Below are 14,255 nucleotides of genomic sequence, written 5' to 3'. Positions count from 1 at the left end.
TCGTCGAGCCGGCAGGGAAAACGGATGGAAACCGATTTCCGTGCTCGGCGTACCTTGTAGCAGCGCGGCAGCGCTGTCAAGAGAGGACTTACGGAGGAAACCGATTACAGTAGGGTGGCGGTCACATCCGCGAAGGGGGCTGGGAGTTGGGCATCAGGATCCACGACGTGGCGGCACGGGCCGGGGTCTCGGTCGCCACCGCCTCGCGCGCCCTGTCCGGGCAGCGCGGGGTGCGGGCGGAGAACCGGGAGAAGGTGCTGGCCGCCGCCCGCGATCTCGACTACGAGCCCAACTCGGTCGCCGCGGCGCTGCGCAGCCGCACCACCCACACCGTCGGCATGCTCGTGCCGCGCATCTCCAACCCGTTCTTCGCCACCCTCGTCGAGGCAGTGGAGCGCCGTCTCCAGCTCGGCCAGCGCAGCCTGCTGCTCACCAGCTCCCACTACGACCCGCAAGCCGAGCAGGTCCAGGTCCGGTCGCTGCTCGACCGCCGGGTCGACGCGCTGGTGATGATCCCCTGCCACCGCGAACGCAGCATCGGCGTCATGGAGACCGCCGCCGCCCGGGTGCCGGTGGTGCAGCTGGACCTGCGCGTCAACGGCTTCGCCGGGACGTGGGTCGGGGTCGACAGCGAGGCCGGCATCGCCGAGGTGGTCCGCCACCTGGGCGCGCGGGGCGCGGGGAGGCTGGCCTTCGTCGGAGCCGAACCGACCGACTCCTCATCGCAGGAGCGGCTGGACGCCTACCGCAGGCTGGCGGGTGATGCGGTCCTGCTCGGTGACTTCAGCCGGGACTGGGGCAAGGAGGCGGCCGGACGGCTGCTCGCCGCGGGCACGCTGCCGGAGGGGATCGTCTGCGGCAACGACACCATCGCGCTCGGGATGCTGGCGGAGTTCGCGCGCCGCGGCGTCCGCGTCCCCGACGACGTGCGGGTGACCGGCTTCGACGACATCCCGTACGCGGAGCTGGGGCAGCCGCCGCTGACGACGGTCCGCCAGCCGCAGGAGCAGATGGCCGCCGAGGCGGTGCGGCTGCTCGCGGCCGAGGACGCCCCGGTGCAGCGCATCGCGATCGCGCCGGAACTCGTCGTGCGCGCGTCGGGTTGAGGCGGGCGGACGCATCGATGTGCCGGTCGGCTTGACTTCCACCATTGTCGAGGTTGAAGGCTGTCGGCATGACGACACCGACCGATCAGCTTCGAACCCTGACGGACCACACCGAGATCACCGGCCTCATCGACCGCTTCTTCCGCGCTCTCGACGAACGCGGCCTGGATCTGCCCTGGGGCCGGTCGATGTTCACCGACGACGTCCGCGCCACCTTCCCCATCGGGAAGCACCAGGGACTCGAAGCGGTCGTGACAGCCCTCGCCGACGGCATGAGCCGATTCGGGCCGACCCAGCACTCGGGGTCGAACTACCTCATCGACGTCGACGGCGATCGGGCCACGGTCCGCTGGAACGCGATCCAGACACACCTGCCACCGGGCGAAACCCCGGTCGCGGAACCATTTGTCTCCGGCGGCTACTACGACGGCGAACTCATCCGCACCGAAGATGGCTGGCGCTTCCGCCGGCAGACCTACCACCTGGTGTGGACGACCGGACGGCTGCCACAAGGCACCTGAGCCCGTGGGCGTGGTCGAGGACGGATTGGATGCAGACCTGTGGCCGCCCGCCGGTGCACCTCCGACTCGTAGAGCCCAGTTCGGCGACCGGCTCGAAGGGCTCACCCGTAGGTTGGGTACTGCGGCCAGCCTTCGGGGCTGTCCTCCCAGTCCTGCTGGCGACCGTAGACGGTGCGGTCCATGATCTGCGCCACCGGCAGGATCGCCTCGGTGCCACGGCCGGTGGTCATGTAGGTCAGGTAGGGCTTGCCGTCCTTGAGCAGGTAATAGGAGTAGCCGGGCAGCGGCCCCTCCTCGCCTCGCTCGTCTTTCCGGGTCCAACCCCAGTCGTAGTGGTAGCTGGTATCAGTCGAAGAGACCCAGACGTGGTCCCAGCCACGCTTGGCGCGCCAGTCCTCGAGCTTGTCGATCGGCGCTTGCGAGACCATCGCGAACGCGATTTCCTCGTCGGACAACCGCTGCATGTTGGCGGGCAGGTTGTCGACCGCCCACGTGCAGCTCGGGCACCCCTCGTCCCAATCGGGGTTGAACATCACGTTCTGCACCACGAGCAGATACTTGTTCCCGAACAGCTCGGTCAGCCTGACCGGGCCGTTCGGCCCGGTGAAGGTGTAGTCCTGCACTTCCACCATTGGAAGGCGACGGCGACTCGCCGAGACCTGGTCGTTGTGCCGGGTGACGTCCTTCTCGGCCGCGACCTGCTCGGCGAGCGCTGCGTCAAACCGGGCGCGGTCGACGATCGCGGGTGCGGCCTGTGGTTGCTGATGCTTGGACACGGTGCTCTCCCTCTGCGATGTTGCGCTCTGCGTCCTAGTTCCCGACGTGGTTCTCCGGGCCCGCGGCGCGGGAGGCGGTTCTGGCGGCGGGGCCGGTCCACTCCGCGCTGCGGTCGTCCGACGTCAGGTTCGTGTAGAAGGCGGTTGCCAGGACCAGATACCTGTGGTCGGCCGCGCGGTACTGCGAAATCTTGGCGTTCGGGTAGGCCGGGCTACCGCAGGCGTCGCTTCCGACGCCGTTGTTCGGGCAGAAGATTCCGTAGTTGACGGTCTCCGTGCGTCCGATGGCGTCGGACAACCGTTGCGCGGTCGAAGCGTCGTCGAATGCCTGGACCCGGACGGAGACCAGGATGCTGTCGTCACCGGGCCGGTAGTTGCCGGTGACGCTCCTGGAGCAGTCGTACTCGCTGAGCAGCTCCCGCATGTTGCTGCTCATGCGCGCCGCGGAGGTGCAGTCGTGGGTGCCCGAGGCCACCAGCGAGTACTCGACTCCCAAGCTGTCGGTGAAAGTTTCGGGTAACAGGGCGTCCCGCGTGAACGGGGTCTCGTCGGTCGAGATGTCGTCCAGCGTGCTCGAGTCGAATTCGGCGGAGGTCGGCCCGGCGGCCTCGTAGGTGCTGTCCGGCTCGGTGGTTTCCGGCTCCGTCGTCTCCGACTCCGCGAACTCGGCCGACGTGCTCGTGGGCTCGGTGGTCGACGACGGCGACGCGGATTCGCCGGCGAACAGGTTCGTCACCTGTTCGACGTTGGAGAACCCGAAGAAACCGAGAACCGCGACGATGGACGCGGCCGCGCCGGTGATCAGAACCCACGGCGGATCTCCGGAGCTGCCCTGCTTTTCCGGGGGTTGCTTCTTGTCCTCCGGCAACGTCACCAACCCCCCGCTCGCCGGCCGGCACCAAGAGCAGAACTCTAACAAGCGAGGCGTCGCCAGAACGGTGATTCGCCGGTATCGCCTGGAATGTTGATGGGTCGCCGTAGCGGCCCAAAAGACTCACGGGTGGCGCTCGGCCGCCCCGCGCTCCACGCAGAACTCGTTGCCTTCAGGGTCGAGCAGCGTCGCCCAGCCGCGGCCGTCGGGCGTGCGGTGGTCCTCGTGCAGCGTCGCGCCGAGGCCGATGACGCGCTCGACCTCCTCGTCGCGGGTGCGGTCGGCCGGCATCCAGTCGAAGTGGATGCGGTTCTTGCCCGCCTTGGGCTCCGGCACCCGGATGAACAGCAGTCCGGGCAGCGGCGCAGGTGCCTCGACCAGCACCTCGGGGTCGCCCGGCGCGTCCTCTCCGGAGACCGGCCAGCCGGTCACCTCGCTCCAGAAGGCGGCCAGCCGGTACGGGTCGGCGCAGTCGACGGTCACGTGGCGCAGGATCACGAGTGCCCAACGTAGTCGCGCGAGCGAGGCGGAGGTGGGGATTTCCGGGTGTGGCATCCTTGCCGGGCAATCCGACCCCGAACCGTGAGTGTCTGCGTGGACGAGATCGTACGGAGCTGGACCTCGGAGCTGCTGGACTCCGGCAACCTGCTCGCCCTGGCCGTCGGCGTGGTCGCGCTGGCGCTGGTGGCCTCGCGCGGGACCTGGGGGCTGCTGCGCAACGTCGTCACCATCGCCCACGAGGGCGGCCACGCCGTGGTCGCGCTGCTCAGCGGCCGCACGCTCAACGGCATCCGGCTGCACTCCGACACCTCCGGGCTCACCGTCTCCACCGGGAAGCCGACCGGCCCCGGCATGGTGTTCACGCTCTTCGCGGGCTATCCGGCGGTTTCGCTGCTGGGGCTGGGCGGCGCGTGGCTGGTGTCCTCCGACGGCGCCCGGCTCATGCTGTGGATCAGCGTCGGCCTGCTGGTCGTGATGCTCCTGGCGATCCGCAACGCCTACGGCGTGCTCTCGGTGGTGCTGACCGGTGGCGTGGTGTTCGCGGTGTCGTGGTTCGCCACCCCGGCCTGGCAGGCCCTGTGCTGCGTGCTGTTCAGCTGGTTCCTGCTCTTCGGAGCCATCCGGCCGGTCGCCGAGCTGCGCCGCAAGCGGGCGGGCGGTCGCGCGCCCAATTCCGACGCCGACCAGCTCGCCCGGCTCACCGGCGTGCCTCCCGCGATGTGGCTGGGGCTGTGGACGCTGATCGGGCTCGGCGCCCTGCTCGTCGGCGGCCGCTGGCTGCTGCTGATCCCGCAGGTGTGAGCCGTCGCTCGTTGCCGACCGGGCCGGGATGCAGCAACATCGCGGCGTGACGAGTTCATCGACGGCACTGGGCGGCACGTTCGACCTGGCCGACGGCCTGGCGGTACACCGCGTCGGGTTCGGCGCCATGCAGCTCTCCGGTCCCGGTGTGTTCGGCCCTCCCGCCGACCGCGAGGCCGCCGTCGCGGTGCTGCGCCGCGCGGTGGAGCTGGGTGTCGACCACATCGACACCAGCGACTTCTACGGCCCGTGGGTCGTCAACGAGCTGATCGCCGAGGCGCTGCGCCCCTACGGTGACGACCTGGTGCTGGCCACCAAGGTCGGCGCCTACCGCGACCACCAGGGCGGGTGGCTCCCGCTCGGCCACCCCGACGCCCTGAAGGCGCAGGTGCACGACAACCTGCGGCGCCTCGGCACCGACTCGATCGGCCTGGTGAACCTGCGCCACCTCACCGAGCAGCCCGGCATCTCGCTGGCCGACCAGCTCGGCGCGCTCGCCGAGCTGCGCGAACAGGGCCTGGTGCGGGCCGTCGGACTGTCCAACGTGTCGCTGGAGCAGTTCGAGCAGGCCCGCGAGATCACCGAGATCGCCTCGGTGCAGAACCTCTACAACGTCGTCAACCGCACCTCGGCCGACCTGCTGGACCGCACCGCCGAACACGGTGTCGCCTTCGTCCCGTTCTTCCCGCTCGGTTCCGGTTTCCACGGCAGCCGGGCGCGCGAGGACGCCGCGCTGCGGGCGGTCGCCGAACGCATCGGCGCGACGCAGGCGCAGGTTTCGCTGGCGTGGCTGCTGCGGCGCTCACCGAACGTCCTGCTGATCCCCGGCACCTCGTCGGTGGCGCACCTGGAGGAGAACACCGCCTGCGCCGGCATCGAGCTCACCGACGCCGAAACGGCCGAACTGGACGCCGTCGTGGCAGAGGGCGACACGCTCGAAGAAGCGCACTGAGCGGCTGCCCGCCTCGCCACGGCCCTTGCGGGTCCGGAAGATCTCGATCGATACGGATGACCCGCGCGGTGATCGGCGCGGGCTGCGGCCCCGGGGGTATGGCATCACCCAGTAGTCTGGCCGACACGTAGTGATGCGACATCCGAGGTGCGGCCTTGAGGGAACAGGCAACGCGGGCAGTGGGGGAGATCGACGAGGAGCTCCCCAGCGCCGCGCGCGTCTACGACTACCTGCTCGGCGGCGCGCACAACTTCGCCGCCGACCGAGAGCTCGCCGAACGCCTGCTGCTGGTGCTGCCCTGCGCCCGCGACCTCGCCCGGCTCAACCGGGCGTTCCTGCGCCGGGCGGTGGTGTACCTGGTGGGAAGGGGTGTGCGCCAGTTCCTCGACATCGGCTCGGGCATCCCCACGGTCGGCAACGCGCACGAGATCGCCCATGAGGCCGTGCCGGGGTCCCACGTGGTCTACGTGGACCGGGACCCGGTCGCGGTCGCCCACAGCCAGCTCCTGCTGGAGGGTGACGAGCACGCCACGATCGTGCAAGCCGACATGCTCCATCCGGAGACCATCCTCGGCCACGCCTCGACCCGGCGGCTGCTGGACTTCTCGCAACCGGTGGGGTTGCTGATGACCGGGGTCTTCCACTTCGTCCTGCCCGACGCGGACGCGCGCAGCGTGCTCGCCCGGTACCGGGACGCGTTGGCTCCCGGCAGCTTCCTGGCGTTGTCGCACCTGACCGCGGACACCGGTGCCGAGCAGATGGCCGCTGCAGTCGAGGTGATGTCGCACAGCTCGGACCCGGTGCAGCCGCGCAGCCACGCCGAGATCCGCGAGCTGTTCGCCGGCTTCGACCTCGTCGAGCCCGGACTGGTGGGCACCGCGGTGTGGCGGCCGGACCGGCCGGAGCAGGCCGAGCAGGAGCCCGGCGGCTCGCGGATCTACGCGGGGGTGGGGCGCAAGCCGTGATGCCGGGAAGGGGATTGCCACGACAGCAGCGGCGGGGGCCCGCGGCGGGGGTGCGGGTGCCGCTGGCACGGGTGCCGGAACGCGGCGCGCCCGCCGGACCGGGGCTGGTGTGAGGCGTGGGACGGATGTCGAACAGCTCTGTGGAGCGGGAGATGAGCGTGCGAGAGCCGGGTGATCCGGCGGAGGACCGGGTTCCGGGAGTGCTGACGCCGCAACGGCACAGCAGCGGGTGGCGCACCGCGGTGGCCAGGAAGTGGGCGAGCCGGCTCAGCTCGGCCTCCTACATCCCGATGTCGCGCGATGCCATCGAGCTGTGCATGCTGGAGCTGGTCGAGCTCATCATCGACGCCCTCGAGGACCCGGAGCGCACCGACCACTCCGGCCGGGCGGTCGGCACCCGGCTCGTGGAGATCCACGCGACCGGCGAGGACAGCCTGACGCTGAGCCTGGACCTGATCCGCGACGTGATGGTCGCCGACGCCGCCGACGAGAGCGTGCACCGGATGCTGGGGCTGCTCACCGCGATCGCCGCGGGCTACGCCGCCGCCGACCGGGAGAGCACCTTCGTCCAGCAGGAGACGCTCAAACGCGCCTTGCTGCGCTCGAAGCTGCAGGCCGACCGCGATCTGGCGGCCAGCGAGGCGAGGTTCGGCGAGGTCTTCACCACGACCCCCATCGGCGTCGCGATCTGCGACCTCACCGGCAAGTTCGTGCAGGTGAACCCGGCGCTCGGGGAGACGCTGGGCTACCGGTCGCAGGACTTCGGGTCGATGACGGTGCACGACCTGTTCCACCCCGAGGACGCCAAGTACCTGACCGCCGCCTACGCCGAGCTGGCCGAGGGCGGACGAACGCAGCGGCTGCGGGAGCGGCGCAGGCTGCTGCGTGCCGACGGCGAGACGGCCTGGGCCTACCTCGCGGTGTCGGTCCTCAAGGGAGCCGACGGGGCTCCCGCGCACTTCGTCACGATGGTCGAGGACATCAGCGAGCTGCACCTGCTGCAGGAGCGGTTCCAGTACCAGGCGCTGCACGACGCGATGACCGGGCTGCCCAACCGGCAGTTCTTCCGCACCCGGCTGGAGGCGGCGCTGGGCAACCTGCCCAAGGACGCCAAGCTGACGCTCTACCACCTGGGCCTGGACGGCTTCGAGCTGATCAACGACGGGCTCGGCCACGAGGTCGGCGACGGCATCATCAAGGCCGTCGCGCGCAGGCTGGAGCAGCTCATCCAGCGCGAGGAGGCGATCCTGGCCCGCTTCGGCGGCACCGAGTTCGCCGTGCTGGTGCTGGAGTCGCCGCGCACCCCGCCGGTGCACGAGTTCGCGCCGATGATCAACGAGGAGCTGGCCGAACCCATCTACGTCGGCGAGCACGGCATCGCCACCTCGGCCAGCATCGGCGTCGTGCAGCGCTGCGCGGGAGACGGCGACGCGGCCAACATGCTGTGGGCGGCCGACGTGGCGCTGCGGCGCGCGGAGGCCGCGGGCAAGCGGCAGTGGGCGCTGTTCGACCCCGACCGCGCGCCCGACGAGCGGACCCAGGCCAAGCTGGCGGCGGTGATGCCCGGCGGTCTGGAGCTCGGCGAGTTCGACGTGGTCTACCGGCCGGTGGTGCAGCTCGGCGACAGCAAGCTGATCGCCATCGAAGCGGAACTGAGCTGGGAGACAGGGGAGTTCGGCAGGCTCGACCACGCCGACTGCCTGCGGCTGGCCGAGCGCTCGGGTGTGACGCTGTCCCTGCGGGACTGGATCCTCGGCAGCGCCTGGGAGCAGCTCGCCCGCTGGCACCGGGCGGGACACCGGCCGCCGCTGGTGGTCGGGCTCAGCCCGAACCAGGCGGCGGACCCCGACCTGGTCGGCACCATCCGCCGGGTGCTCGACGACGGTTCGCTCGAGGCGAGCTGGCTGCGGGTGTCGATGCCGATGCGCGTGATGCTCGGCGACAACGACGAGGCCAGGGACAACGTCAGGTTCCTGGACCGGCTCGGCGTGCGCACCGCCCTGCACGGCTTCCACGCCTCACCGGGCGAGCTGCGCTACCTGCGCGACCTGCCGGTGGACATCATCCAGTTCGCCGACGACGTGGTCCGGCTGGTCCGCGACTCCGCCGAGGACTCGCCGGAGGTGGAGGCGGTGAAGCGGTTCGTGCCGTTGGTGCGGTCGTGCGGGCGGCTGCTGGCGGTCGGCGACGTCGACAGCGTCGAGCAGGCGCGGCGCTGGCACGAGATGGGCTGCGAGGTCGGCGCCGGCGCGCTCTACGGCGGTCCGGTGCCCAGCATCGAGGTACCCAACCTGCTCGCGCAGCTGGCCTCGGAGAACTAGGACGGGTTTCAGGGCCTTGCGTAGGTGGGCGCTTGGCGGAACCTCAGCCGCCTTCTCGCTCCGGGATCTCCGACTGGGTCGGCGCGAGGCCGCTGACGAGCGGACCGGCCTGTGCGCGGGGAATTCAGTCGTCGCCGCGTGCGTGGTGATCTAGGGTCGCGTCGTGCTTGCCGTCGTGTGGCTGTTGGGGACGTCGGGCGTGGGGAAGTCGACCGTCGGCTACCGGTTGCGGGCCGAACTGGCCGAGTACGGCGTGGTCGCCGCGTTCGTCGACGCCGACCAGCTCCGCCTCGCGGCCGGCGTGCGGGCGTCGGAGACGCAGCTGGTCGCCGCCGGACTGCGCGCGCTCGTGCCCGGCTACCGGGAATCCGGCGCCCGGATGCTGATCGTCGCCGGCCTGGCCGACGATCCGGCTCACCTCGCCCGGCTGTTGCCCGACGTGCCGCGCGAGCGCGTTCTCGCCTGCCCCCTCCACGCCGATGCCGACGCGGTCCGTGCTCGCATCCGGCAGCGGGCCTGGTTGACCGAGCAGGCCGAACAGGCCGTCGGCTACGCCGCGACGATCGACCCGGCCGTCGCCGACCTGCGCGTCGACACCAGCGCGCTGACTCCCGATGAGGTGTCGCGACGCCTGGCGGCGGCCGCGCTCGCGCACGTCGAACGAGCGGGCACCGCGGCGGACCACGAACCTTTCGGCCCTGCCGCGACCGATCCGGCCGCCGGCGTCGTACTCGTGACCGGGCCGGGCGGAGTGGGCTCGTCGACGGCCGGGTTCCAGACCTTCCTCCGGTTGGCCGACGCGGGTAGCAGCGTCGCCTACCTGGACGCGCACCAGCTGGGTTTCGTCGGCGCCGACCCGCGCGGGCGTCACCTCGCGCGGCTGCGGGCGCGGAACGCGCGAGCCATGATCGGCGCACTTGCCGCGCATGGTGCCCGAACCGTCGTCGTCACCGCCGACATCGCCACGGCGCGCGAATTCGCGAATTCGGTGGGGGACGAGCTCGACACAGCCACCTTCGTCCTGCGGGCCGCGCCGCGCACGTTGGACGCGCGGATCAGGCGGCGTGCCCGGGGAGACGGGCCGCCGATCGCCGGTGACCACCGGCGGGGGCTCGCCGGACGTGCTCTGGACGAGTCGATCGCCGCGAGCATCGACGAGGCCGCTCGCATCGACGAAGACCTCCCGGGCGCGCACCCGCTCTCGACCGATGACACCGACCCGGCCGGCGTCGCGGCGTGGATCGCGGAGAGGGCCGGCCGCGCTTCCACGTGACGCCGGACCGGATCGACTCCACTACCGTCACGCGCCCCGATCGCTCAGGCGGCGCCGCGCAGCCGCGCGTCGAGGGCGTCGAGGTCGGGGACGAACCACACCTGCTCGCCACGGTTCGACTCGTGCACCAGCGCGCGCAGCGCCGAGCTCGCCGCCAGGTGGCGCGAAATGTCGCCGACGACGGCCAGGCGCAGCCGGTAGTTGCCGAACTTCTGCATGACCTCGCCCGCGAAGCGGGTGCTCAGCGTGAAGAAGCGCTCGTCGAGCCTGCTCACGGGTACGGCCACGACCTCGGCGCCGAAGTAGGTCGCGCCGATCAGGTCGAGCACGTCCTGCTCGGTGGCCACCGGCGGTCCGTCCGGGGCGCACACCAGCACCGGCACCCCGGCCCGCTCCTGCGTCAGGTCAGGCATCGCCCGCCTCCCGGGAGAACAGGCCGTTGTCGCCGTCCAGGACGGCTTCGAGCAGTTGCAGCACCTCGGCGGTGTCGCCGGGACTGCCCAGGATCACGATCTTCATCCGGTTGCGCTCCTCGTCGTGCACGGTCTGGATGCGCAGCGGGTGCGCGGAGCCGCGGGAGGTGTTGGCCCCGGCCAGCACGAGAGTGCCCAGCCGGTCGGCCGCCGCCCGGTCGACGCCGTCCACCTGCACGATGCTCGACACCTCCGCGGAACCGCCGGGCCCCGAGCTCGCCGGCGGCGTCCGCCCGGTCAGCTCCGCGAGGTCGGAGCGCGCGATCCGGTACTGCTTGCCGATCCGCACCGCCTTGAGGCGCCCGGAGCGGATGTAGCCGCGGACCGTGCGCACATGCAGGCCGAGCTGTTCGGCAACCTGCTCGACCGAGTACATTTCTTCCGTCATCGCTCCCCAAGATAGCGCACACGGGGAATGATGCGTCACTGACTTTCGCATGAGTAGGCCCCGCCGGGATCGCCCGGCGGGGCCCACTGGTCAGGACGTCAGTCCGCGTACACGGGCTGGGTCTGCGGGTTGAACTCCTCGAAGCGCACCCGCTTGGCGGGGTCGGTCCGCGGGTCCCTGATGTCCAGCACGTCCAGGCCCTCCTGGATACCGCTGGAGAAGACGCGGCCGTTGTAGTAGTACGCCGACCACGACCCGGCCGTCTGCAGCTTGCCCGGGTCGAACGGGGTGCGGTCGAAGAAGGCGATCTCCTTCGGCCGCGCCGAGTCGGTGAACTCCCACACCGAGACGCCGCCCTGGTACCAGGCCTGCACCATGATGTCCTCGCCCGGGACCGGGATCAGGGAGCCGTTGTGCGCCACGCAGTTCTCCGTGCCGGCCTGGTGGCGCGGGATCTTGTAGTAGCTGCGGAACTCCAGCTTGGACTCCGCGCCCGAGCCGACGATGTCGTAGATGCCGTTGGCGCCGCGCTTCGGGCCGGTCGGGGCGTCGCAGGTCGCCGCGCTGCCACCGCCGAGCTCGTCGGTGAACACGACCTTGGTGCCGTCGTTGTTGAACGTCGCCGAGTGCCAGAACGCGAAGTTCTGGTCGTCGCGGACCTGGTTGATGACGCGGGGCTTCTCCCGGTCGGAGATGTCGAACAGCACGCCGTCGCCCATGCACGCGCCCGCCGCGAGGTCCTTGGACGGGAACACGGTGATGTCGTGGCAGCCCGAGGTCTCCCGGATGCCGCCCGGCTGACCGGGGTTGCCGCCGTCCGGGAACACCACCGGAGCGTCGAGCAGCACCGGTTCGGCCGGGTGGTCCAGCGGCACCTTGACGATCGAGATCTTGTCGTGCGGAGGCTGGCAGTTCGGGAACTCCGGCTTGGGCGCGTAGGAGGAGATGTAGAGGTACACCGCCTTGTTCGCCTTGTCGGGCACCAGGGTGTGGGTGTGCGAACCGCAGTCGGTGGCGATGGCCGAGACGTAGCGCGGCCTGGCCGGGTTGCTCACATCGAAGACCTTCATGCCCTCCCACCCGTTGGGGTCGGCGGCGGTGGTCTCCTCGCTCTGGCAGGTGTTGTTGGTGCGCGGGTAGTCGGTCGAGACGAACAGCAGGTTCCCGCTGATCGAGACGTCGCCCTGGCCGCCGGGGCAGACGACCTGCGCGACGATCTTCGGCTTGTCCGGCTTGGCGATGTCGTAGACGACGAGCCCGTCGTAGTTGCCGACGAAGGCGTGCCTGCCCTTGAAGGCGATGTCGGTGCCGACGGCGTCGACGTTGTCGAACGGCGCCTGCTTGGGCAGGTGCGCGGTGTGCTTGATGTTCTTGCTCTTGATCACGTCGCGTGCCACGGCCTGCGCCGCGACCACGCCCGCGCCGTGGTCCTCCGGATGCTCGCTACCGGGGGTGTCGGCCAGCGACGGTGTCGCGAGCAGACCGAGGACCAGGGGAACCACACCGGCGAGAACACCCGCCACCCGCAACCGTGCCCCGCCGCGACCAGGCCTGCGCCTGGAACTCGGATTCAACAGAACCCACCCCACATTCGATTCGGTTATCGAGCTGCCTGCGCCTGCGCGCGCTCGCCAAACAGCGGTACCGGAGTACCAACCCGAATCAGTATGTTTGTCGCGTTCAGCGGCCCCAATAGTCCGTGTGGTCGCATTTGGGTCGGTATAAGGAGGATCAATGCAGCTCGGCGCAACCGCGAGGAGGCTCGGCACCGGGGCGGCGGCGGTGTTCGCGGTGGTTCTCGCAGCGGGGCTGCTCGGCGCGTGCTCGACCCCGGAACCGCCGCAGGCACCGGTGGTGCTGCCGGGCGCGCCCGGCGACGAGCCGAAGGTCGCGACCGGCGAGGAGGTCCAGGGGCTCGGCCGGTCGGCTCCTCCTGGCGAGGCCGAGGCGACCTACGTCGCGATGATGATCCCGCACCACGAGCAGGCGCTGGAGATGACGGCCCTCGCCCCGGAGCGGGCGCAGCACCCGCAGGTGCGGGCGCTGGCCGAACGCATCGGGGGAGCGCAGAAGCCCGAGATCGACATGATGCGCGGCTGGCAGGCGAGCCACGGAGCCCAGGAGCACGCCGGACACGGCGGGCAGCCCGGCCAGGCCGGGCACGGCGGTCACGTCGGCGGCCCGGAGACCGGGCACGCCGCGATGCCGGGCATGGCAACGCCCGCGCAGCTCGCCGAGCTGGCCGCCGCGCGCGGCGACGACTTCGACCGGCTCTTCCTGCGGCTGATGACCGCCCACCACGAGGGCGCGGTCACCATGGCGACCGACCTGCTCACCCGGGGCCTCGACGAACAGGTCCACGCGATGGCCCAGGACGTGCTGGTCACCCAGTCCGACGAGATCGCCACCATGCGCGCCCTGTCCGCCGAGGTCGGCTGAGCGCGTCACCGGCGCCGGCGGCCCTCGTCGCCGAAGACGCGGTCCAGCTGCCGGTCCACCAGCTCCACGGCCTGCTGCGGTGTCCGCTCACCGATGAGCACGCTGCCGATGAGGCCGCGCACGAGCGAGGTGAGGATTCCCGCCTCCTGCTCGGCATCGGCGTCCGGATCGACCGCGCGCACCTGCTCGGTGACCGCCTCCTCGATGATCGGTGAGTACTTGGAGGTCATGCCGGGAGAAGGGCACGACTTCGCGGTGGAGCGTCCGAAGCTGGTCAACGACCGGATCGTCGAGTTCATCTCGCGGGCCGGAGGCTGATTCACGCGGCTCCGGCGCGCAGCAGCGCGGTCTTCCTGCTGGTGCCGGGGAACTTCCGGCAACGCGCGTTCGTCCTTTCGGCCAGGTCCGCCACCGGCCCGCTACGCGCGCAGCGCCGCTCGCACGATCGCCAGCGCCTGCTCGCGCTGGATGCCGAGGGCGTGGGTGACCTCGGCGTAGGTCGCCGCCGCTTCGGCGGCCCGGGCGGCCGCCTGGTCGCCCGAGCCGCTGACGAAGGTCCCTGCCCGGCCGCGGGTCTCCAGCAGTCCGGCCTGCTCCAGCTCGCGGTAGGCCCGGGCCGCGGTGTTCGCCGCGATGCCCAAATCGGCCGCCAGCGCGCGGACCGTCGGCAGCTTCGCTCCCACCGCCAGCGCGCCGCTGTTGATCTGCTCCGCGATGGCCTCCCGCACCTGCTCGTAGGGCGCGACGTCCGAGGCGCTGTCAACGCTGATCCGCATGGTTCACCGGTTCCGTGTGGGGGCTGTTCGCCCGCCAGTATCGACCTGACCGGACCCGGCCCGCTGGTGCGGGAGGGCGAACGCGCCCGGAG

Annotated in this window: 16 protein-coding genes; 8 read left to right on the top strand and 8 right to left on the bottom strand. The window is 71.0% G+C overall.

All coding sequences use genetic code 11. The features are described 5' to 3' along the window. Window positions 1-146 precede the first annotated feature (146 nt). Together HUO13_RS07740 and HUO13_RS07735 are read left to right on the top strand one after the other, a co-directional pair. The gene (locus HUO13_RS07740; RefSeq protein ID WP_211900750.1) at window positions 147-1,106 is read left to right on the top strand and encodes a LacI family DNA-binding transcriptional regulator; all 960 of its coding nucleotides are present in this window, start codon (window positions 147-149) and stop codon (window positions 1,104-1,106) included. A gap of 68 nt (window positions 1,107-1,174) precedes the next feature. Further along, window positions 1,175-1,627: a nuclear transport factor 2 family protein gene (locus tag HUO13_RS07735; protein WP_211900749.1), complete on the top strand. Its 453-nt coding sequence runs from the start codon at window positions 1,175-1,177 to the stop codon at window positions 1,625-1,627. Between the two features lie 101 nt (window positions 1,628-1,728). Here HUO13_RS07735 and HUO13_RS07730 read toward each other — a convergent pair whose 3' ends face one another. From HUO13_RS07730 to HUO13_RS07720, 3 genes are all read right to left on the bottom strand, one after another. Beyond that, window positions 1,729-2,403, bottom strand: a complete 675-nt coding sequence (locus tag HUO13_RS07730) for a DUF899 family protein (RefSeq protein ID WP_211900748.1) — start codon at window positions 2,401-2,403, stop codon at window positions 1,729-1,731. 34 nt (window positions 2,404-2,437) lie between these two features. Then, a complete protein-coding gene (locus HUO13_RS07725) occupies window positions 2,438-3,277 on the bottom strand; it encodes a hypothetical protein (RefSeq protein ID WP_249124523.1) in 840 nt (279 codons plus the stop codon). A gap of 120 nt (window positions 3,278-3,397) precedes the next feature. Further along, window positions 3,398-3,772: a VOC family protein gene (locus HUO13_RS07720; protein ID WP_211900747.1), complete on the bottom strand. Its 375-nt coding sequence runs from the start codon at window positions 3,770-3,772 to the stop codon at window positions 3,398-3,400. A 96-nt stretch (window positions 3,773-3,868) separates the two neighbouring features. Between HUO13_RS07720 and HUO13_RS07715 the strand changes: the two genes are divergently transcribed. The 5 genes from HUO13_RS07715 to HUO13_RS07695 all read left to right on the top strand — a co-directional run bounded on the left by HUO13_RS07715 (window position 3,869) and on the right by HUO13_RS07695 (window position 10,087). After that, complete coding sequence (locus tag HUO13_RS07715; protein ID WP_211900746.1) at window positions 3,869-4,576, top strand: M50 family metallopeptidase; 708 nt, start codon at window positions 3,869-3,871, stop codon at window positions 4,574-4,576. Between the two features lie 46 nt (window positions 4,577-4,622). Then, window positions 4,623-5,528 (top strand): oxidoreductase, encoded by a 906-nt coding sequence (locus tag HUO13_RS07710; protein ID WP_211900745.1) that lies wholly within the window; start codon window positions 4,623-4,625, stop codon window positions 5,526-5,528. A 155-nt stretch (window positions 5,529-5,683) separates the two neighbouring features. Beyond that, on the top strand, window positions 5,684-6,493 hold the full coding sequence (locus HUO13_RS07705) for an SAM-dependent methyltransferase (protein ID WP_211900744.1): 810 nt from the start codon (window positions 5,684-5,686) through the stop codon (window positions 6,491-6,493). Between the two features lie 152 nt (window positions 6,494-6,645). After that, complete coding sequence (locus HUO13_RS07700; RefSeq protein WP_211900743.1) at window positions 6,646-8,814, top strand: putative bifunctional diguanylate cyclase/phosphodiesterase; 2,169 nt, start codon at window positions 6,646-6,648, stop codon at window positions 8,812-8,814. 163 nt (window positions 8,815-8,977) lie between these two features. After that, window positions 8,978-10,087 carry an adenylyl-sulfate kinase gene (locus HUO13_RS07695; RefSeq protein WP_211900742.1) on the top strand — a complete coding sequence of 370 codons (1,110 nt, stop codon included), beginning with the start codon at window positions 8,978-8,980 and terminating at the stop codon, window positions 10,085-10,087. A gap of 44 nt (window positions 10,088-10,131) precedes the next feature. Here HUO13_RS07695 and HUO13_RS07690 read toward each other — a convergent pair whose 3' ends face one another. The 3 genes from HUO13_RS07690 to HUO13_RS07680 form a co-directional block, all read right to left on the bottom strand. Further along, window positions 10,132-10,500 (bottom strand): DUF4180 domain-containing protein, encoded by a 369-nt coding sequence (locus HUO13_RS07690; RefSeq protein ID WP_211900741.1) that lies wholly within the window; start codon window positions 10,498-10,500, stop codon window positions 10,132-10,134. Further along, window positions 10,493-10,948 carry a helix-turn-helix domain-containing protein gene (locus HUO13_RS07685; RefSeq protein WP_249124522.1) on the bottom strand — a complete coding sequence of 152 codons (456 nt, stop codon included), beginning with the start codon at window positions 10,946-10,948 and terminating at the stop codon, window positions 10,493-10,495. The genes HUO13_RS07690 and HUO13_RS07685 overlap by 8 nt, the downstream gene beginning before the upstream one ends. Window positions 10,949-11,046: 98 nt before the next feature. Further along, window positions 11,047-12,471, bottom strand: a complete 1,425-nt coding sequence (locus HUO13_RS07680; protein ID WP_211900740.1) for an LVIVD repeat-containing protein — start codon at window positions 12,469-12,471, stop codon at window positions 11,047-11,049. Between the two features lie 211 nt (window positions 12,472-12,682). On the opposite strand from HUO13_RS07680, the gene HUO13_RS07675 reads away from it, so the two are divergent. Further along, window positions 12,683-13,387, top strand: coding sequence for a DUF305 domain-containing protein (locus tag HUO13_RS07675; RefSeq protein WP_211900739.1), 705 nt, complete (start codon window positions 12,683-12,685; stop codon window positions 13,385-13,387). A 5-nt stretch (window positions 13,388-13,392) separates the two neighbouring features. On the opposite strand, the gene HUO13_RS07670 is transcribed toward HUO13_RS07675, so the two are convergent. Both HUO13_RS07670 and HUO13_RS07665 read right to left on the bottom strand, forming a co-directional pair. After that, a complete protein-coding gene (locus HUO13_RS07670) occupies window positions 13,393-13,617 on the bottom strand; it encodes a TetR family transcriptional regulator C-terminal domain-containing protein (RefSeq protein ID WP_249124521.1) in 225 nt (74 codons plus the stop codon). Window positions 13,618-13,806: 189 nt separating this feature from the next. Then, complete coding sequence (locus HUO13_RS07665; RefSeq protein WP_211900738.1) at window positions 13,807-14,163, bottom strand: GntR family transcriptional regulator; 357 nt, start codon at window positions 14,161-14,163, stop codon at window positions 13,807-13,809. Window positions 14,164-14,255: the final 92 nt, after the last annotated feature.

This window comes from Saccharopolyspora erythraea (genome assembly GCF_018141105.1).
Taxonomy (GTDB): Bacteria; Actinomycetota; Actinomycetes; order Mycobacteriales; family Pseudonocardiaceae; genus Saccharopolyspora_D; species Saccharopolyspora_D erythraea_A.
Note: the sequence above shows the minus strand (reverse complement) of the source record. Positions and strands in the feature narration are given on the sequence as shown.

Coding starts and splice junctions, on each gene's coding strand:
- HUO13_RS07700 (WP_211900743.1), top strand. CDS start 6,646: ATGAGCGTGCGAGAGCCGGGTGATCCGGCGGAGGACCGGGTTCCGGGA.
- HUO13_RS07675 (WP_211900739.1), top strand. CDS start 12,683: ATGCAGCTCGGCGCAACCGCGAGGAGGCTCGGCACCGGGGCGGCGGCG.
- HUO13_RS07670 (WP_249124521.1), bottom strand. CDS start 13,617: ATGACCTCCAAGTACTCACCGATCATCGAGGAGGCGGTCACCGAGCAG.
- HUO13_RS07665 (WP_211900738.1), bottom strand. CDS start 14,163: ATGCGGATCAGCGTTGACAGCGCCTCGGACGTCGCGCCCTACGAGCAG.
- HUO13_RS07685 (WP_249124522.1), bottom strand. CDS start 10,948: ATGACGGAAGAAATGTACTCGGTCGAGCAGGTTGCCGAACAGCTCGGC.
- HUO13_RS07735 (WP_211900749.1), top strand. CDS start 1,175: ATGACGACACCGACCGATCAGCTTCGAACCCTGACGGACCACACCGAG.
- HUO13_RS07690 (WP_211900741.1), bottom strand. CDS start 10,500: ATGCCTGACCTGACGCAGGAGCGGGCCGGGGTGCCGGTGCTGGTGTGC.